An 18,951-nucleotide genomic window follows, 5' to 3' on the forward strand; every position below is an offset into this window, starting at 1 on the left:
ATGCTGACCATCGGCGAGCTGGCGTCGTACGCCGGAGTGACGGTGCGCGCGGTGCGCCACTACCACGCCAAGGGACTGCTGCCGGAGCCGGAGCGCGACCCCCTCGGCTACCGCCGGTACGGCGGCGACGCCGTGATCGAGCTGATCAGGATCCGGACCCTCGCCGACGCCGGGGTCCCGCTGGCGCGGGTCCGGGAGCTGCTGCGGGCCGGCGAGGCGGAGTTCGCCGCCGCCGTCGCGGACATCGACCGGCGGCTGCGGGCCGAGATCCGGGAACGCGAGCGGAACCGGGAACGGATCGCCCGGCTCGCCGCCGGGGACGACCTCGCGCTGCCGCCCGAGGTGGTCGAGCTCCTGCACCGGCTGCGGGAGCTCGGGGTCGACGAACGGATCATCCGGGTCGAACGCGACGGCTGGATCCCGCTCGCCGCGCGCTCACCCGAACGGGTGCCGGAGTGGACGGCGCGCAAGCGGGAGCAGCTCGCCGACCCCCGGTTCGCCGGCTTCTACCTCACCCTCGGCCAGGCCCTCGACTGGACCGTCGACGACCCGCGCCTGGCCGGGCTGGCCGACGAGCTGGCCGCCTACCTCACGCGCATGGCCGACGAGCAGGGCGAGGACTCCATGGGAGACACCGGCGTCGAGCCGCGCTTCGCCGAGCTGATGGACGCCCTCGCGTTCGACACCGCGCCCCCGGCCCGCCGGCTGATCGAGCTGCTGGAGGAGCGCGGCTGGACCGGCTGGACCAGGCTCGAACGCGTCGGCCGGGGCCGGGTCAGCGGCTGAGCAGCTCGGCGAAAATGTCCACCACCTCGGGCCGGTCGAAGGGACCGACGTGGGGCGCCGCGACGCTGCGCACGTCGGTCGGGTTGTCCGGCGTCAGGCGGTCGGCCTCGGCGATGAACCGGTCCTGCAACGCCAGGGGGATCAGCCGGTCGAGGGTGAAACGGACATAGGTCCGGGGAACGCGGCCCCAGGTGCGCGCCTCGCCCCGGCCGTCGGCCAGCGGGATGCCGGCGCTCTCGTCCGGTTCGAGCATGGTGAGCAGCCGGCGCACCCCCTCGTCGGTGAAGTCGGCGGCCAGGCACTCCTTGACCGCGTGGAACACCGCCGGGTCGGCCGAGCGCCAGTTGACCCGGGTCACGCCCAGGGCCGCCGGGTCGGCGACCAGCGCCGCCTGGATCAGCGGGAGCAGGCTGTCGCCGTTCTCCGGCGTGGCGAGATAGGCGGCCAGGCTCGGCAGGTCCACGCAGCAGTACGCCGCGACGTAGACGACCCGGTCGAGCAGGTCCGGGACGGCGTTGCCGACCCTGCTCACGGTGACGCCGCCCTGGCTGGCGCCGGCCAGGATCACCGGCCCGTGGCGGCGGGCGCGCCGCACCACGTCCACCACGCGTTCGACGTAGTCGTCGATGGTGATGCCGGCGAGCGGCGACGGCTCGGTCGCCAGCGCCTGGAGGTCCTGCGGGTTCTGGTACGACCGGGGGTAGAACGCCTCCCGGCCGTGTCCGGGCAGGTCGACGGCCACGCATCGGTGGCCGCGCAGGGTGAGCTCGGTCATCAGCCCGGAGCCCCAGGCTGCCGAGGAGTTGGTGCCGTGGACGAACACCAGGGTCGGCGCTCGCCGGTCGCGGTCGGCTGCTGTGGGAGCGGGTTCGTGGGTCGTGGTCATCGTCGTGGTCTTCCTGTCGGTGTCTCGCTGGTGGGGTGGGTCGGCCGGGGTCAGCCGCGTGGGCGGCGCCACATCGGCCACAGGGGCGGGCCGCCGGCCACGCGGACCGGCTCGCCGAGATCCTCGAATCCGTGCCGCAGGTAGAGGGCGCGGCTCCGGGGCGAACTCGCCTCCAGGTAGGCGGGGAGCCCGCCGGAGTCCGCCCGCTCCAGACCGTGGCGCATCATCGCCGAGCCGAGCCCGGCGCCCTGCCGCCCGCCGACCACGCCCATGCACGGCAGGTAGAGGTGCGGTTCGCCGTCGGGGTGCCGCCGGGCCAGCGCCTCACCGAGAGCCCGCAACCGCGCGCCGCCCTGACCGGGGGCCTGCTCATGTGGCTGACCCGGGGCGGCGGCCAGGGTCAGCCACACCGCCGCGCCCTCGCGATCGCCGATCAGGTACGCCTCGGCGGCGGGGTGGTCGAGCAGGGAGCGGTAGAAGTGCCTCTGCCGCAGACCGCGCTCGCCCGGGCCGGGGTAGAGCCAGCAGACGAGGGGGTCGGTCATGAACGCCTCGGTGAGGATGTCCAGCACCGCGTTCCGGTCTGCGCCGTCCGCCTGCCGTACGGATGCGTACGGCGTATCAACTGTCATGCGTACAGAGTATTGAGATCCCCGATCCAGCAGCGCTTTCAGGAGGAAGAAGTGTACTGGTTCCGAGAGAAGTGAACTAGTACACTTGGCCGGCGGGAAACGATCTCATCCAGTGCATCGGGGGCTCTCATGGCGTCGGGGACACAGCGGCCGGATCCGCCGTACCAGCGGATCGTCGCGGAGATCCGCGCCCGGATCCTGACCGGCGAGCTGCGCCCCGGCGAGCGGATGCCGTCCGTCCGGCAGATCGCCCAACGCTGGGGCGTGGCGGTCGCCACCGCGACCAAGGTGATGGCGGCGCTGCGCGACGAGGGGCTGGTCGAGACGAAGGTCGGCTCGGGCGCGGTGGTCGGCGCCCACGCGAGTGCGGAGCGGCACCCGGTCGGCCCGGCCGCGTCCCCCGGGGTCGACCGGCCGTCGTTCAACGCCCGGCAGGCGCCGATCCCCACCAGGCAGGCGCCGGCCCCCGTCCGGCAGGCGTTGAACCGCGGGCAGGTGCTCCGCACCGCCATCGCGATCGCCGACGTCGAAGGGCTCGACGCCGTGTCCATGCGGCGGCTGGCGGCCGAGCTGGGCGTGGGTCCGATGTCCCTCTACCGGCACGTGGAGAACAAGGACGAACTGGTGACCCGGATGGTCGACGAGGTGTTCGGCCGTTTGGAGCTCCCTGTCCCGGGGCCGGAGGGGTGGCGGCCCAAGCTCGAACTGATCGCCCGCCGGCAATGGCGGCTCGGCCGTCAACACCTCTGGATGCCCAGGGCTGTCTCGTTCACCCGCCCGCTGCTGGTGCCGAACATGATGGCGCACACCGAATGGACCCTGCGCGCGCTCGACGGGCTGGGGCTGTCCATGGAGATCCGGATCCGCGAGGCGCTCACGCTGCACGCGCTCGTCGTCAACGCCGCGCTGTCCATGGCGGACGAGATCGAGGCGGAGCAGGAGACCGGGGTGACGCTCGACCGGTGGTGGCTGGCGCAGCGCGAGCGGGCCGGCGGGCTCCTCGACAGCGGACGGTTCCCGCTGCTGGCCGCGATTCCGGAGGAGGCGGTGTCGGACCTGGACGGGCTGTTCGAGTACAGCCTCGCGCGCCACCTCGACGGCTTCGCCGCCCTGGTGGAGGCGCACACCCGGACGCCCTCATGAGGGCCGCCCTCCGAGAAGGGGCCCGGCGCGGGCTCGGAGCGTACCCGAGCCCGACCCGGACCCCTGTCCGGCAGGACCTCGCCGGAGGTCTACCGCCGACGCCACCTCGGAGCGGAGCCCCAGCGCGACCTCAGCGGGAGTCGCCCGTGAGGCCCGCCTTGCGCAGGGCCTCGGCCATGGCGCCCGACGGGGCGGGGCGGTCCTGGCGCTGGCCGCCGCGGCCGCGCTGACCGGCGCCGTCGCGACCCCTCCCGCCGCCGTCACGAGCGTCACGAGCGTCACGACCACCCGCGCCACGCCCGCCGTCACCACGAGAGCCGTCACCACGAGAGCCGTCACCACGCGACCCGTCGCCACGGGAACCACGCGCGCCGTCGCCACGGGAACCACGCGCGCCGTCGCCACGGGAGCCGCGCCCGCCGTCACCCCGGCCCCGCTCGCCCCGCGCGCCGCCGCCGTCGCGGGCGCCCTCGGCGCGGCCCCGGCCGCCCCGCTCGCCGCCCTGGCGGGAGCCCCGCGCGTCACCGGAGCCCGAGCCGGAGCCGGAGGCGGTCGTCTCGTCCTCCAGCCGCAGCGTCAGCGAGATGCGCTTGCGCGGGATGTCCACGTCGAGCACCTTGACCCGCACGATGTCGCCCGGCTTGACCACGTCGCGCGGGTCCTTGACGAACGTGCGCGACATGGCCGAGACGTGGACCAGGCCGTCCTGGTGCACGCCGACGTCGACGAACGCGCCGAACGCCGCCACGTTGGTGACCACGCCCTCCAGGATCATGCCCGCCTGGAGGTCGGAGATCTTCTCGACGCCCTCCTTGAAGGTGGCCGTGCGGAAGGCCGGTCGCGGGTCGCGGCCGGGCTTCTCCAGCTCGCGCAGGATGTCGGTGACGGTCGGCAGGCCGAAGGTGTCGTCGGTGAACTCCTGCGGCTTGATCGAGCGCAGCACCGCCGTGTTGCCGATCAGCGACGGGAGGTCGGCCTGGACCGACCCGAGGATGCGCCGCACCACGGGGTAGGCCTCGGGGTGGACGCTGGAGGCGTCGAGCGGGTCGTCGCCCCCGGGGATGCGCAGGAAGCCGGCGCACTGCTCGAACGCCTTGGGCCCGAGGCGGGCGACGTCCTTCAGGGCCGTGCGGCTGCGGAAGGGGCCGTTGGCGTCGCGGTGGCGCACGATGCTCTCGGCCAGCGTGGAGCCGATGCCGGACACGCGGGTCAGCAGCGGCGCCGAGGCGGTGTTGACGTCGACGCCCACGGCGTTGACGCAGTCCTCGACGACCGCGTCGAGCGAGCGCGACAGCTTGGACTCGGCCAGGTCGTGCTGGTACTGGCCGACGCCGATCGACTTCGGGTCGATCTTGACCAGCTCGGCCAGCGGGTCCTGCAGGCGGCGGGCGATCGAGACGGCGCCGCGCAGCGAGACGTCGAGGTCGGGCAGCTCCTGCGAGGCGTACGCGGAGGCCGAGTAGACCGACGCGCCCGCCTCGGAGACCACGACCTTGGTCACCGACGGCATGTGCTTGACCAGCTCGCCGGCCAGCTTGTCGGTCTCGCGGGAGGCCGTGCCGTTGCCGATGGCGATGAGCTCGACGCCGTGGCGCTGCACCAGCGCGCCGAGCACCGCGAGCGACTGGTCCCACTGCCGCTTGGGCTCGTGCGGGTAGACGGTGGTGGTCTCGACGACCTTGCCGGTGGCGTCGACGACGGCGACCTTGACGCCGGTGCGCAGCCCCGGGTCGAGGCCCATCGTGGCGCGCGTGCCGGCGGGGGCGGCGAGCAGCAGGTCGCGCAGGTTGGCGGCGAACACCCGCACCGCCTCGTCCTCGGCCGCCTGCCACAGCCGCATCCGCAGGTCGAGGCCCAGGTGGACGAGGATGCGGGTGCGCCACGCCCAGCGCACGGTCTCGGCCAGCCAGCGGTCGGCCGGCCGGCCCTGGTCGGAGACGCCGAAGCGGGCGGCGATGCGCTCCTCGTAGGGGCCGTCGTCGGGCTCCAGCGTGACGCTGAGCACCTCCTCCTTCTCGCCCCGGAACATCGCGAGGATCCGGTGGGAGGGCAGCTTGGTGAACGGCTCGCCGAACTCGAAGTAGTCGGAGAACTTCGCCCCCGCCTCCTCCTTGCCCTCGCGGACCTTGGACACCAGCCGGCCACCGTTCCAGAGCTGCTCGCGCAGGGTGCCGATCAGGTCGGCGTCCTCGGCGAAGCGCTCGATCAGGATCGCCCGCGCGCCCTCCAGCGCCGCCCCGGCGTCGGCGACGCCCTCGGTGACGAACGCCTCGGCCTCGGCCGCCGGGTCGAGCGACGGGTCGCCGAGCAGCCGGTCGGCCAGCGGCTCCAGGCCCAGCTCGCGGGCGATCTGCGCCTTGGTGCGCCGCTTGGGCTTGTAGGGCAGATAGATGTCCTCGAGGCGGGCCTTGGTCTCGGCCGCCATGATCTGGGCGCGCAGCTCGTCGTCGAGCTTGCCCTGCGACTCGACGGACTCCAGGATGGCCGCCCGCCGCTCCTCCAGCTCGCGGAGGTAGCGCAGCCGCTCCTCCAGCGTGCGCAGCTGCGCGTCGTCGAGGGCGCCGGTGACCTCCTTGCGGTATCGGGCGATGAACGGCACCGTGGCGCCGCCGTCGAGCAGCTCGACGGCCGCGAGCACCTGCCCGTCGCGCACGCCGAGCTCAGCCGCGATCCGCTGGTGAATAGAGAGCACTTGCCTGCCTTTCGATGGTCCCGCCGGTCAATTGTGCAGGAACGGGCCGTCCCGCGAGACCGCGCGGGGCACTGGGGACACGCCGGTCGTCGTCCAGCACCCTAGAGGCAGGCACCGACGATTTCGCGCGGATCGGCGGTGAGCCGAATCGAAGGCGCCCGTGGTGGTAGACCTGGGGGATGCGGATCGCGGTGGCGGCGGACAGCCTGGACGGCGTGGCGGAGCGGGTGGTGGAGGAGCTGCGCGGGCGCGGGCACGAGGTGATCCTCCACGGGGCGCTCGACCCCACGGCGCGCGACGACTGGGCGTGGGCGTCGGAGGCGGCGGCCCGCGACGTCGGCGAGGGGCGGGCCGACCAGGCCGTGGTGTGCTGCTGGACCGGCACGGGCGCGTCCATCGCGGCCAACAAGGTGCCGGGCGTGCGGGCGGCGCTGTGCGCCGACGCGTACACCGCCGACGGGGCGCGCCGCTGGAACGACGCGAACGTGCTGGCCCTCAGCCTGCGCCTGACCTCCGAGGTGGTGCTCGGCGAGATCCTGGAGGCGTGGTTCGCGGGCGAGCCGAGCACGGACGACGCCGACCGCGCGAACGTCGCCCACCTCGACGCGATCTGAACAATCCTCACGGACAGGGCGATTCGGACTGGCGTCGGCGTGGCGGCATGTGCTTGGTTGTGACGCCATATGAAGATTCAAGCAAGCGATGTCGCCGCCCTCGCCCGGGGTTGCGCCGTGCTGGGCACCGGTGGCGGGGGCGACGTGCGCACCGGGGCGCTGGCGGCGCGGCGGGCCATCCAGGAGTACGGCGAGGTGCCGCTGGTCCGGCTGGCGGACTTACCCGGGGACGCGCTGGTGGTCCCGCTGTCCGGCATCGGCGCGCCCACGGTCAGCCACGAGATGATCCACGGCGAGGACGAGCCCAGGCGGATCGCCGAGGAGATCGAGCGGATCTTCGGCCGGCCGCCCTCGGCGGTCATGTCGTCGGAGATCGGCGGGGCGAACGGCGTCGCGCCCGTCGCCTGGGCCGCGCAGCTCGGGCTGCCGCTGCTCGACGCCGACGGCATGGGCCGGGCGTTCCCCGAGGTGCAGATGGTCTCGATGTACGTGGCCGGGCTGCCGGCCGACCTCGTGATCATGTCGGACGTCGCGGGCAACGTGGTCACGATCCGGCCAGTGGACGGCCTGTGGTCGGAGCGGCTCGCCCGGGCGGTGTGCGTCGCGGCCGGGTCGCACGCGCTCATGGCCGACTACGTGCTCACCGCCGCCGGGGCGCGGGGCGCGGTCATCGAGGGCACGGTCACGCGCGCCCTCGCCGTCGGCCGGGCCACGGAGGGCGCGGCCGACCCTCTCACAGCGCTCAGGACCGAGCTCGGCGCGTACGAGCTGATCACCGGCAAGCTGGCGGACGTGGAGCGGCGCACCACGGGCGGGTTCGTGCGGGGCACGGCGACGGTCGAGGGCACCGGGGCCGACAAAGGCAGGGTCTTGACCTTGGAGCTGCAGAACGAGAACCTCGTCGCCATGGCCGGCGGCCGGATCCTGGCCATGGTGCCCGACCTCATCACGGTGGTCGACACCGAGACGGCCGCCGCCATCCAGACCGAGAGCCTGCGGTACGGCCAGCGCGTCACGGCGCTGGCCTGGCCGTGCGACCCGCTCTGGCGCACGCCGAAGGGCCTGGAGACGGCGGGGCCGCGGGCCTTCGGCTACGACCTCGACTACGTCCCGGTGGAGGAGTTGGCCGCGCATGAGTGACAACGCCCTGAGGATCGGGATCGACGTGGGCGGGACGAACACCGACGCGGTGGTGCTCGACGCCGCCGACCGGGTCGTCGCCAAGGCCAAGCGGCCCACCACGCCCGACGTGACCGGCGGCCTGCTGGCGGCGCTCGGCGCGGTCCTGGCCGAGCTGGACCGTTCCGGCACGCCCCGGAACGTGTCCCGCGTCATGCTGGGCACCACGCACGCCACGAACGCCGTCCTGGAACGCCGCGGCCTCGGCCGGGTGGCCGTGCTGCGGCTCGGCGCGCCGGCCACGACGTCCGTGCCGCCGCTGTCCGACTGGCCGGCGAGCCTGCGCGCCGCCGTCTCCGCCGGCGAGGCCGTGCTGCCCGGCGGTCACTACGTGGACGGCCGGGAGATCGGCCCGCTCGACCGCGACGCGGTCCGCCGGTTCCTCGACGGGGTGGAGGCGGACGCGGTGGCGGTGACCGGCGTGTTCAGCCCGGCCACCGCCGAGCACGAGCGGGCGGTCGCCGAGCTGGTGGCGGGCGAGTACGGGCTGCCGGTGTCGGTCAGCCACGAGATCGGCTCGCTCGGCCTGCTGGAGCGCGAGAACGCGACCGTGCTCAACGCCGCCCTGTACGGCGTGGCCGGCAGCGTCACCGGGGCCCTGGCCGGGGCACTGGCCGAGCACGGGCTGACCGCGACGCCGTACCTCGCGCAGAACGACGGCACGCTCATGACGACGGAGCACGCGGCGCGCCTGCCGGTGTCGACCATCGGCTCCGGCCCGGCCAACTCGCTGCGCGGCGCCGCGTTCCTGTCGGGCGTGCCCGACGCGGTCGTGGCCGACGTCGGCGGCACGTCCACGGACCTCGGCGTGCTGACCGGCGGGTTCCCGAGGGAGTCGGCGGCGGCCGTGGAGATCGGCGGCGTGCTCACCAACTTCCGCATGCCCGACATCCTGGCCATCGCCCTGGGCGGCGGCACGGTGGTCAGGGAGCACGCGGTCGGTCCCGACTCCGTGGGATACCGCATCACCGAGGAGGCGCTGGTCTTCGGCGGGTCCACGGTGACGATGACCGACGCCGCGGTGGCCGCCGGGCGCGTGCCGCCGGGGGGCGAGGACTGGCGCGACAGGCTGGGCGACAGGTCGGAAGGTTTTCGCGACACCTTGGAAAGGGCCGTGGCGGCGGCCGACGCGATGCTCGCCGACGCCGTGGACCGCATGGCGCTGGGCCGCGCCGACCGGCCGCTGGTGGCGGTGGGGGGCGGCGCCTTCCTGCTGCCGCCGCGCGTCCCGGGCGTGAGCGGCGTGGTACGGCCCCGCCACGCCGAGGTGGCCAACGCCGTCGGGGCCGCGATCGCGCTGGCGAGCGGCAGAGTGGATACGATCTTGCCTGCGGGCGAAAGCCGGTCGAAGGCGATCGAAAGGGTCAAGGAGGAGGCTGCCGCGCGAGCCGTGGCCGCGGGCGCGGACTCCGCACAGGTCGAGATCGTGGACCTGCTGGAGGTGCCCCTGAGCTACCTCTCCGAACCCGCCGTGCGGGTACACGTCAAAGCCGCCGGACCTCTCGCCCGGTGACGTAACCGAAAGGAATCCCCCCACCATGCGCTGGCACAAGCGTCTGCTCGTCGCCGGAGTCGCCGGCGTCGTCGCCATGACAGCGTCCGCGTGCGCGGGCGGCCAGGTGCGCGGCGCCGGCCGGACCCCGCAGCCGAGCACCGATACCAGTACCGGCACCAGCACCGGCGCCGCCGAGGCGCCGGCCGCCAAGGCGAACGACGCCACCTTCGTCTACGCCCCCAACCTGGACGTGGTCACCGACTGGGACCCGGCGAGCTCGTACTCCAACGAGATCATCGCCATGTCCAACATCTACGAGGGCCTGACCCGCTACGACGCCGGGGCGCGCAAGCCGATGCCGCGCCTGGCCACGGAGTGGTCCTCGGCGGCCGGCGGCAAGGAGTGGACGTTCAAGCTGCGGCAGGGCGTGAAGTTCCACACCGGCGCGCCCCTCGACGCCGAGGCGGCCAAGAAGGCCATCGAGCGCACCATGAAGCTCAACGCCGGTGCCGCCTACATCTGGGGCGCGGTCAAGACGATCGAGGCGGTGGACGCCTCGACGCTGAAGTTCACGCTCAAGTACGCCGCCCCGCTCGACCTCGTCGCCTCCTCCGGCTACGCCGCCTACATCTACGACACGGCCGCCGCCGACAAGCTCAAGGACGGCGAGAGCGACGCCGGGACCGGCCCGTACACGATCGACACCTGGCAGAAGGGCAAGGAGACCGAGCTCACGCTCAAGGCGTTCGACGGCTACTGGGGCGGCTGGAAGCCCGAGCAGTACCGGAAGGTCGCCTTCCGCGTCACCCCGGAGATCACCACGGCGTGGCAGCTCCTGCAGAAGGGCGAGGTCAACTTCGTCCCGCGGCTCAACCCGCAGCTCTTCGCGCAGGCCGGCACGACCGAGGGCGTGCAGACCTCGCAGAAGCCGTCGTTCCAGAACCTGCTCGTGCTCTTCAACACCGCGACCGGCCCCACCAAGGACGTCAAGGTCCGGCAGGCGCTCCAGCTCGCGATCGACTACGACGGCCTGGTGGCCGCGCTCAAGGGCGCCGGCACGAAGGCGTCGGGCCTGGTGCCCGAGGGCCTGCTCGGCCACGTCCAGGGCATGGAGCCCAAGCAGGACCTGGCCCGGGCGGCGGAGCTGCTCAACGCCGCGGGCTACGGCCAGGACCTGGAGGAGCTCAAGCTCACGATGACGTACGCGCAGGGCGACGAGGACCAGAAGCTGCTGGTCACGCTGCTCAGCTCCACGCTCAAGAAGCTCAACGTCACCCTCCAGGCCAAGCCGATGGCCTGGAACGCCCAGTGGGACCTCGGCAAGAAGAAGGGCCAGGACATCTTCGTCATGTACTGGTACCCGGACTACCCCGACGCCTACTCGTGGTTCCTCAACGTGTTCAAGAGCGCCGACAAGCCGCAGTTCAACCTGTCGTACCTGAAGAACGCGGAGATCGACAAGGCCATCGACGCGCTGCCGCAGCTCTCGGCCACCGACGCGCTCGCCGCCGACCAGGCGTACGCCGACCTGCAGAAGAAGATCATCCAGGAGCAGGCCGCGGTGGCGGCCCCGTACGTGCAGACCTACCAGCGCGCGCTGTCGGCCACCGTGCAGGGCTACACGGACAACCCGGCCTACCCGAACGTGGTCTTCTTCTACGACCTCAAGCCCGCCGGCTGACCCGTGCCGCGCTACGTGGCCCGCCGGCTCGGCCAGGCGTTCCTGGTCGTGGCCGGCGTGGTCGTGCTCACCTTCGTCGTGACGCGGCTGCTGCCGGGCGACCCGGCGGTGGCGTTCGCCGGGCCGAAGGCGACGCCGCAGCAGCTCGCCGAGGCGCGGGCGCGCTTCGGCCTCGACGACCCGCTGCCGGTCCAGCTCTGGAACTACGTCAGGGACCTCCTGACGGGCGACTGGGGCACCAGCCTGCGGACGCGCCGGCCGGTGCTGTCCGACCTGTACCTGGCCTTCCCGGCCTCGCTGGAGCTGGTCGGGTCGGCGCTGCTGCTCGCCGTGCTCGCCGGGATCCCGGCGGGGGTGCTCGCCGCCCGCCACCGGACCCGGCTGCCCGACTTCGGGGTGCGGGTGGGCGGCATGCTGGCGGTCTCGGTGCCGGTGTTCTGGCTCGCGCTGGCGCTGCAGACGGTCTTCGCCGGCAACCTCGACTGGTTCCCGGTCGCGGGCGAGTACGACACGGCGCTGGACACCACCAGCCCGCTCACCCTCTGGACGAACATCACGCTCGTGGACGCGCTCATCACCGGCAACTGGCCCATCCTCACCAGCACCCTGCGGCACCTGGTGCTGCCGGCGATCGTCGTGGCCGCGTACCCGACGGGCGTGATCGCCCAGATGACGCGGGCCGCGCTGATCGAGGAGGCCGGCCAGGACCACATCCGGCTGGAGCGGGCGCTGGGCTTCGGCGAGACGTCCATCCTGGTCAGGTTCGCGCTGCGGCCGGCGCTCAACCCGCTGCTGTCGCTGATCGCGCTGGTCTTCGCGTACGCGATCGTCAACGGGTTCCTCGTCGAGGCGGTGTTCAACTGGCCCGGGCTCGGCCGCTACGCCGTGGACGCCATCAGCTACTCCGACGTCCCGGCCATCGCCGGGGTCGCGCTGCTCGTCGCGCTGGTGTACGTGCTGGCCAACCTCGTCGTGGACCTGCTCCAGGGCGTGGTGGACCCGAGGGCGAGACAGCGGTGACCGTCCTTCCCCTCAGCAGGCCCGTGCGGCGGCCGGGGCGGGTGGACCGGCTGGCGATGCTCGGCGGCGCGCTCATCGTGCTCGTGGCGCTGTCGGCCGTGCTCGCGCCGTGGCTGGCCCCGTACGAGGAGAACACGCCGGACCCCCTCCACAGCCTCGACCCGCCGAGCGGCGCGCACTGGTTCGGCACCGACCTCGCCGGCCGGGACGTGCTCACCCAGATCCTCTACGGCGGGCGGACCTCGCTGACCATCGTCGTCGCCGTGCTGACCGTCTCGTCGGTGATCGGGGTGACGCTGGGCGTCGTGGCCGGGTACGCGGGCGGCCCGGTCCGCGACGTGATCATGCGGATCACGGACGTGTTCCTCGCCTTCCCGGCGCTGCTGCTGTCGCTGGCCCTCGCGGTCGTGCTCGGGCCGAGCGTCACCACGGCGATCGTGGCCATCGCCGCCACCTGGTGGCCCTGGTACGCGCGGCTGGCCGCCTCCGTCGCCGCCTCGGTCGCCACCCGCCCGTACGTGGACGCCGCCCGCTGCCTGGGCGTGCCGGCGCCGCTCGTCGTGCTGCGGCACGTGCTGCCGAACTCCCTCACCCCCGTCCTGGTCCAGGTCTCGCTGGACGCGGGCGGCGTCATCCTCACCGCCGCCGCCCTGTCCTACCTGGGGCTCGGGGCGCGGGAGCCGGTGGCCGAGTGGGGGCTGATGGTGCAGCAGGGCCAGACGTACTTCACCACCAACTGGTGGGTCGTCACGTTCCCGGGGCTGGCGATCCTCGTGACGGCGTTCGCCTTCAACCTGCTGGGTGAGGGGCTGCGCGCGGCCCTGGATCCGCGAAGGGTGATCAAGTGATCGAGGTGCGGGACCTGCGGGTCAGGTACGGCACGCGCACCGTCGCCCACGTGCCGGAGCTGGACGTCGGGGCGGGGGAGTGCGTGGCCGTGGTGGGGGAGAGCGGGTCGGGGAAGTCCACGACGCTGATGGCGCTGCTCGGGCTGACCGAGGGCGCCGAGGTGTCCGGGTACGTCCGGGTCTGCGGGGTGGACGTGCTCACCGCCCCGGCGCGCCGGCTGCGGGAGATCCGGGGCGCCCGGGTGGCGCTCGTCATGCAGTCGCCGGAGGCCGCGCTCAGCCCCACCACGCGCCTGGGCGTCCTCATGCGGCGCGCGCTCGTCCTGCACGGCGTGGACGCGGGCGAGCGGGCCATGGCCGAGGCCGTCGAGGCCGTGCTGCTGGACCCGGCGATCCTGCGCCGCTACCCGCACGAGGTGTCGGGCGGGCAGGCGCAGCGGTTCGCGATCGCGCTGGCGCTGGCGCTGGGGGCCGAGGTGGTGCTGGCCGACGAGCCGACCAGCGCGCTGGACGTGACCGTGCAGGCCGAGGTGGTCGGCGTGCTGCGGCGGCTGCGCGCGGAGCGTGGGCTGGCGCTGCTGCTGGTCTCGCACGACCTGGCGCTGGTCTCCACGATCGCCGACCGGGTGCTGGTCATGAAGGACGGCGAGGTGGTGGAGAGCGGCCCGGCGGCCCGGGTGCTGGCCGAGCCCTCGCATCCGTACACGCGCGAGCTGCTGGAGGCACTGCCATGACCGTTCAGGCGCCGGTGCTGCGAGCCGAGCGGGTCACGCTCGGGTACGGCCGCACGGCCGTCGTCCACGACGTCAGCCTGGACGTCACCGAGGGCGGGGTGGGGCTGATCGGGGAGAGCGGGTCGGGCAAGACGACGCTGGCGCGCGCGTTCCTGGGCCTGCTCGCCCCGATGTCGGGAGCGATCTGGTACGGCGACCAAAACCTGAAAAAAGCGGATATGAGGCGCTTCAGGCGGGACGTCCAGCCGGTGTTCCAGGCCGAGGCCCTCGACCCCCGCATGACCGCCGGCGCCTCGGTCGCCGAGGCGCTGCCCCGCCGGGAGCGCGACCGCGTGCCCGCCCTGCTGGAGAAGGTCGGCCTGCCCGCCGAGGTGGCCGGCCGCAGGCCGCACCAGCTCTCCGGCGGCCAGCGCCAGCGCGTGGTGATCGCCCGCGCCCTGGCCGTCTCGCCCCGCCTGCTCATCCTCGACGAGCCGACCAGCGCCCTCGACGTGACCGTGCAGGCGCGCATCCTCGACCTGCTGGCCGGGCTCGGCACCGAGCGGCTGCTCATCACCCACAACCTCGCCGTGGTGGCCCGGCTCTGCCGCACCGCGCACGTGCTGTTCGCCGGCCGGGTCGTCGAGTCGGGGCCCACGGCCGAGCTGCTGGCCCGGCCCGCCCATCCGTACACGCTGGCCCTGCGCGACGCCGTGCCGAGGCTCGGCGGCGAGCCGCCCCCCGCGCGGGGGCGCACCGAGGCGCGACCGGCCGCGACCGGGTGCCCGTTCCGGCTGCGCTGCCCCATGGCCGTGGCCGCCTGCGAGCGGGCGCCCGAGCCGCGGGAGGTGGGGGAGGGGCGGCGGGCGGCCTGTCACCGCGCCGAGGAGCTGCCGGCCTGACCCGCCTGCCCGTCACCGCCGGGCCGCGGGCGCGGTGGGCTCCTCCTCCCGCAGCCGTACGTACACGTCCTCCGAGAGCCGCGAGATCAGCCGCGCCAGCTCGGCGCGGTCGGCCTCCGGCCAGTCGGCGAGCGCGTCGGTGAACCAGTCGAGGGTGACCTGGCGGCAGCTCTCTGCGGCCTTGACCCCGGCGGGCGTGAGCGCGATCCGCCAGGCCCGGCCGTCGTCGGGGTCGCGCACCCGCTCCAGCAGCCCGCGCTTCTCCAGCGCGGACACGTGCCGCGTCACGTGTGGGCTCTCCACCTGGAGCCCCTCGGCGATCGCGCCGATGCGGCGCGGCTCGCCCGCGTCCAGCAGGTAGGCGATGACCTGCACGTCCGGCCGGTCCAGACGCACGCCGGCGGCCGCGGTCAGCCGCTCGTGCGTCTTGGCGCGGTTGAGCGAGGTCACCAGCCGCCGGAACGACGCCACGGTCGTCTGCAGGTCTGTGTCCTTCGACATTTTACTTACCTAACTTACGTATGTATGATCGCTCCTCGGTTACTTACCTAAGTTATCCAAAGGAGCCCTCATGGCGACACTCGCCGCACCCCCGACCCCGGGGGAGACCACCGCGCGCAACCCGTGGCCCGCCGTGGTCTCGCTGGCCTTCGCGGCGTCCATCGCCGCGCTGCAGAACACCGCCGTCGTCCCGTTGCTGCCCGTGCTCCAGCGCGAGCTGCACGCCTCCCTGGCGGCCGTGAGCTGGACGTTGACGATCAGCCTGCTGGTGAGCGCGGTGGCCACGCCGTTGCTGTCCAGGTTCGGCGACATGTACGGCAGGCGGCCGATGATCCTCGGCGCGATCGCCCTGCTGGTGGCCGGGTCGGTGCTGGGAGCGCTGGCCACCTCGCTGCCCTGGCTGATCGTGGCCAGGATCCTCCAGGGCTCCGTGGCCGCGCTGGTGCCGCTGTCGATCGGGGTGGTGCGCGAGTCGTTGCCGCCGCGGCAGCTCGCCACCGGCATCGGCGTGCTGAGCGCCACCATGGGCTTCGGCAGCGGCGGCGGCATGATCCTGGCCGGGCTCGTGGCCGGCGACTACCACATGCTGTTCTGGGTGACGGGCGCGATCGCCGTGGTCGCCGGGGCGCTGGTGGCGCTCCTGGTGCGCGACCGCGCCCCCTCCGGCGGTGGGCGCCCCGACCTGCTCGGCGCCACGCTGCTGGCCGTGTGGCTGGTCGCGCTGCTGCTCGGCATCAGCCAGGGCGGCTCGTGGGGCTGGACCTCGCCGCGCGTGCTCGGGCTGTTCGCCGTCGCGCTGGTGACCGCCCTCACCTGGGTGGCCGTCGAGCGGCGCGTACGCGAGCCGCTGGTGGACATGGCGATGCTGGCCCAGCGCGGCACGGTCGGCGCGACCGTCGCCTCCACGCTGCTCGGCTTCTCGTTCTTCACCCTCATGACCGGCATCTCCGGCTTCACCCAGGCCCCCGGCGTCGGCTTCGGCGCCTCCACCCTGCAGGTCGGCCTCTACCTGCTGCCCAGCACGCTGTTCATGCTGGTGATCTCGCTGTTCGCCGGCCGCTTCATGCGCCGCTTCTCGGCCTCGTCGATGGTCTCCGCCGGCTCGGCGGCCGTGGCCGTGGCCGGGCTGTGGATGGCCGTGCGGCACGGCGCCCCCGCGGACGTCTATGTGGCCACCTCGCTGCTCGGTGTGGGGCTCGGCGTCGGCTACGCCGCCCTGGGCACGATGGCCGTGGAGCACGTGGACCCGGCGAAGACGGCCGCGGCGGCCGGGGTGAACGCGCTGGTGCGGATCGTCGGCGGCAGCACCGCGGGCGCGGTCATCGCCGCGATCCTGGGCGCGCTGCCCGGCGAGCACGGCTATCAGTGGGTGTTCGCCACCGCCGCCGCGGGGAGCCTGGTGGCGGCGGTCTTCGCGGCCGTGTTCGGCCGGCTCAACCGCCGGGGCACCAGGGTCACAGCGCCCGCAGGCCGTTGATGACCTCCAGCAGCACGCTGGCGTCCGGCGCGGGAGGCGGGTGCTCGACCTGCACGAGCTGCTGCGCGTGCAGATCGCCCACCAGGACGCGCACCACGCCGATGGGCAGGCCCAGCTCGGCCGCCACGTCCACGAGGCGGGTCGGCGTGGTGCACTTCTGCATGATGATCAGATGCTCGGGCCCGAGCCCGACGGGCGGGGTCAGGCCGCCGGCCGTGATGATGACCGCGATGAGGTCGATGGCCTCGCTCGCGGGCACGGTGCGGCCCTTGGTCAGCAGGTAGGCCGGGACGATCGGACCCGCGTCCTCGTCCAGCCAGCGCTCGTCACTCACCCTGCACCACCCGGATGGTACGAGCGCCTTCCTTGGCGGGTTCCTTGTCCGTGGCGCGCTCCTCCGGCTCGGCCGGCGGGTCGCTCACGTGTTCTGCCGGGATCAGCACGATGGCGGTGGTCCCTCCATATGGTGAACCGCGCAACGTCACGCGGATGTCATGCCTGGCGGCCAGGCGGGAAACGACGAAGAGGCCGAGCTGGTCGCTGTCGGCCAGGTCGAACTCGGGCGGGCTGGCGAGCCGCGCGTTGAGCTCGGCCATGACCTCCGGGGCGATGCCGAGACCGCGGTCCTCCACCTCCAGGGCGAAGCCGCGGGCCGCCACCTCGCCGCGCACCTGGACCGGCGTGTGCGGAGGGGAGTAGACGGTGGCGTTCTCGATGAGCTCGGCGATCAGGTGGATCACGTCGCCGACGACCGGGCCCGCGAGGCGCTGGCCGGGCATCGGCTCGACGATGACCCGCTGGTAGTCCTCGACCTCCGCCGCGGCGCCGCGCACGACGTCGAGCAGCGGCACGGGCTTGCTCCAGCCGCGGCCCGGCGTGGCGCCGGACAGGATGATCAGGCCCTCCGCGTGACGGCGCATGCGGGTGGTCAGGTGGTCGAGGCGGAACAGGTCGTCCAGGGCCTCCGGCTCGGTGGCCCGGTGCTGCATGTCCTCCAGCTGGATGCGCTGGCGGTGGAGCAGGGTCTGGCTGCGCCGGGCCAGGTTGCGGAAGACGTGGCCGACGCCGTCGCGCAGCTGCGCCTGGCCCACCGCGGCCTCCACGGCCGTCTGCTGCACCGTGGAGAACGCCTCGCCGACGTCGCCGATCTCGGTCGTGGTGCTGGTGACCGACAGCTCGGGCACCTCGACCTTCTCGCCGCGGCGCAGCTTCTCCACGACCTGCGGCAGCCGTTCCCTGGAGACCTCCAGGGCGGCCAGGCGCAGCGCGGCCAGCTCGCGCGAGAGCCGGTTGCCCATCCGCAGCGAGAACCCGATCGACACGATCACCAGCACGAAGCAGGTGCCGGCCAGCAGGAACGCCCGCCGCAGGACCGCGTCGGCGACCGGTTCGGCCCGCCCGGACAGCAGGGAGCTGGCCTGGAGCTGGGCGTCCAGGAACGACTTGTTGAGCGTCTCGGTGGCGCTCAGCCAGCCCGCCGGAGTGCCGCCCGCGATGATCTGGTCCTCCATGATCCGCATCCGCTGGTACGCGGGGGAGGTGATCAGGGAGACCTGGGTGTCGCGCAGGCCCGGGTCCAGCTCGCCGAGGGCCTGGTCGAGCAGGAAGCGGCGGTTGCCGACGATCTGGGTGAACAGCCGCCGCTCGGCGGCCGTCGTCGGACCGGCGGCGAGGGCCTGCTCCCGGGTCAGCAGTTCCCGGGCGTAGGAGACGTCCACGACGACGCGCGACTGCTCGTAGATCGGGATGTCGTCGATGAAGGCGACGTTGCGGTGCAGGCCGAACAGCGAGTCGGTGACCCCGTTGTACGTCTCGATCACGTGCAGCCGGGCGGCCAGCCCCGCGTCGATCTCGCCCCGGATCGGCTCCAGCCGCCCGAGCTGGGCGAGGACCGCGTCCACCTGGGCGTGGATCTGCTCGGAGGTGTGCATCGAGGCGGCCGAGAGCTGCTTGAACCGCTCCCTGGCCGCGTCGGTGCGCGCGCGCTGCGCGACCAGCTCGGACTCGTTGGTGTTGCTCTTGACGCGCAGCAGCCGGGCCGAGGCCAGGCGCTCCCGCTGGAGCTCGGTGGTGAGCTGGTAGGCCGGCAGACGCAGGTTGGTCCAGAGCGTCTTGTACTGCCGCAGTTCCAGGCTCTCGGTGGCGGTCACAGCGGTGATGACCCCCCACAACACCACCATCGAGGCGAGCGGAATCAGCAGCAGGCCGATGATCTTCACGCGGATCGTGCGACTGCGGCCCATGGCACCTCTTCCGGTCGGTCCCCTGCTGGTGAACCCCGGACGGGACAACGCACGAGAATAGCAATTCGATCTCTAGAAGTCCTAATTTTTCGGGACTTTTGGGCACCCTATGATGATCTTCCAGTAGGTTTTCGCGGTA

17 protein-coding genes are annotated in these 18,951 nt (G+C 73.2%); 11 read left to right on the forward strand and 6 right to left on the reverse strand.

All coding sequences use genetic code 11. From position 1 onward, the window contains the following. On the forward strand, nt 1-786 hold the full coding sequence (locus HD595_RS26825; RefSeq protein ID WP_253773644.1) for a MerR family transcriptional regulator: 786 nt from the start codon (nt 1-3) through the stop codon (nt 784-786). Here the strand turns inward: HD595_RS26825 and HD595_RS26830 are convergent. Then, nucleotides 776-1,672 carry an alpha/beta hydrolase gene (locus HD595_RS26830; RefSeq protein ID WP_253773646.1) on the reverse strand — a complete coding sequence of 299 codons (897 nt, stop codon included), beginning with the start codon at nt 1,670-1,672 and terminating at the stop codon, nt 776-778. The genes HD595_RS26825 and HD595_RS26830 overlap by 11 nt on opposite strands. Before the next feature lie 50 nt (nt 1,673-1,722). Next, nucleotides 1,723-2,304, reverse strand: coding sequence for a GNAT family N-acetyltransferase (locus tag HD595_RS26835; RefSeq protein ID WP_253773648.1), 582 nt, complete (start codon nt 2,302-2,304; stop codon nt 1,723-1,725). Between the two features lie 129 nt (nt 2,305-2,433). On the opposite strand from HD595_RS26835, the gene HD595_RS26840 reads away from it, so the two are divergent. Beyond that, nucleotides 2,434-3,447 carry a GntR family transcriptional regulator gene (locus HD595_RS26840; protein WP_253773650.1) on the forward strand — a complete coding sequence of 338 codons (1,014 nt, stop codon included), beginning with the start codon at nt 2,434-2,436 and terminating at the stop codon, nt 3,445-3,447. A 130-nt stretch (nt 3,448-3,577) separates the two neighbouring features. Here the strand turns inward: HD595_RS26840 and HD595_RS26845 are convergent, their stop codons facing one another. Further along, nucleotides 3,578-6,139: a Tex family protein gene (locus HD595_RS26845; protein ID WP_253773652.1), complete on the reverse strand. Its 2,562-nt coding sequence runs from the start codon at nt 6,137-6,139 to the stop codon at nt 3,578-3,580. 179 nt (nt 6,140-6,318) lie between these two features. Between HD595_RS26845 and HD595_RS26850 the strand changes: the two genes are divergently transcribed. From HD595_RS26850 to HD595_RS26885, 8 genes are all read left to right on the forward strand, one after another. Then, entirely contained in the window at nt 6,319-6,753 is a 435-nt protein-coding gene (locus HD595_RS26850) for an RpiB/LacA/LacB family sugar-phosphate isomerase (RefSeq protein ID WP_253773653.1), read from the forward strand. Between the two features lie 69 nt (nt 6,754-6,822). Continuing rightward, entirely contained in the window at nt 6,823-7,893 is a 1,071-nt protein-coding gene (locus tag HD595_RS26855; RefSeq protein WP_253773655.1) for a DUF917 domain-containing protein, read from the forward strand. Next, a complete protein-coding gene (locus HD595_RS26860) occupies nt 7,886-9,445 on the forward strand; it encodes a hydantoinase/oxoprolinase family protein (protein WP_253773657.1) in 1,560 nt (519 codons plus the stop codon). The genes HD595_RS26855 and HD595_RS26860 overlap by 8 nt, the downstream gene beginning before the upstream one ends. 25 nt (nt 9,446-9,470) lie before the next feature. Then, nucleotides 9,471-11,108, forward strand: coding sequence for an ABC transporter substrate-binding protein (locus HD595_RS26865; RefSeq protein ID WP_253773659.1), 1,638 nt, complete (start codon nt 9,471-9,473; stop codon nt 11,106-11,108). A gap of 3 nt (nt 11,109-11,111) precedes the next feature. Next, complete coding sequence (locus tag HD595_RS26870; RefSeq protein WP_253773661.1) at nt 11,112-12,128, forward strand: ABC transporter permease; 1,017 nt, start codon at nt 11,112-11,114, stop codon at nt 12,126-12,128. After that, complete coding sequence (locus HD595_RS26875) at nt 12,125-12,976, forward strand: ABC transporter permease (protein WP_253773663.1); 852 nt, start codon at nt 12,125-12,127, stop codon at nt 12,974-12,976. Before HD595_RS26870 ends, HD595_RS26875 begins: the two co-directional genes overlap by 4 nt. After that, on the forward strand, nt 12,973-13,710 hold the full coding sequence (locus HD595_RS26880) for an ATP-binding cassette domain-containing protein (protein ID WP_253773665.1): 738 nt from the start codon (nt 12,973-12,975) through the stop codon (nt 13,708-13,710). Before HD595_RS26875 ends, HD595_RS26880 begins: the two co-directional genes overlap by 4 nt. Then, entirely contained in the window at nt 13,707-14,591 is an 885-nt protein-coding gene (locus tag HD595_RS26885; RefSeq protein WP_253773667.1) for an ABC transporter ATP-binding protein, read from the forward strand. The genes HD595_RS26880 and HD595_RS26885 overlap by 4 nt, the downstream gene beginning before the upstream one ends. A 12-nt stretch (nt 14,592-14,603) precedes the next feature. Here HD595_RS26885 and HD595_RS26890 read toward each other — a convergent pair whose 3' ends face one another. After that, nucleotides 14,604-15,092, reverse strand: a complete 489-nt coding sequence (locus tag HD595_RS26890; protein WP_253773668.1) for a MarR family winged helix-turn-helix transcriptional regulator — start codon at nt 15,090-15,092, stop codon at nt 14,604-14,606. A 70-nt stretch (nt 15,093-15,162) separates the two neighbouring features. Here HD595_RS26890 and HD595_RS26895 point away from each other — a divergent pair, with 70 nt between their 5' ends. Further along, nucleotides 15,163-16,569, forward strand: coding sequence for an MFS transporter (locus HD595_RS26895; protein ID WP_253773670.1), 1,407 nt, complete (start codon nt 15,163-15,165; stop codon nt 16,567-16,569). Here HD595_RS26895 and HD595_RS26900 read toward each other — a convergent pair. Both HD595_RS26900 and HD595_RS26905 read right to left on the reverse strand, forming a co-directional pair. After that, complete coding sequence (locus HD595_RS26900) at nt 16,547-16,903, reverse strand: DUF742 domain-containing protein (RefSeq protein ID WP_253773672.1); 357 nt, start codon at nt 16,901-16,903, stop codon at nt 16,547-16,549. The genes HD595_RS26895 and HD595_RS26900 overlap by 23 nt on opposite strands. Further along, complete coding sequence (locus HD595_RS26905) at nt 16,896-18,812, reverse strand: sensor histidine kinase (protein ID WP_253773674.1); 1,917 nt, start codon at nt 18,810-18,812, stop codon at nt 16,896-16,898. The genes HD595_RS26900 and HD595_RS26905 overlap by 8 nt, the downstream gene beginning before the upstream one ends. Nucleotides 18,813-18,951: the final 139 nt, after the last annotated feature.

This window comes from Nonomuraea roseoviolacea subsp. carminata (assembly GCF_024172185.1).
Classification (GTDB): domain Bacteria; phylum Actinomycetota; class Actinomycetes; order Streptosporangiales; family Streptosporangiaceae; genus Nonomuraea; species Nonomuraea roseoviolacea.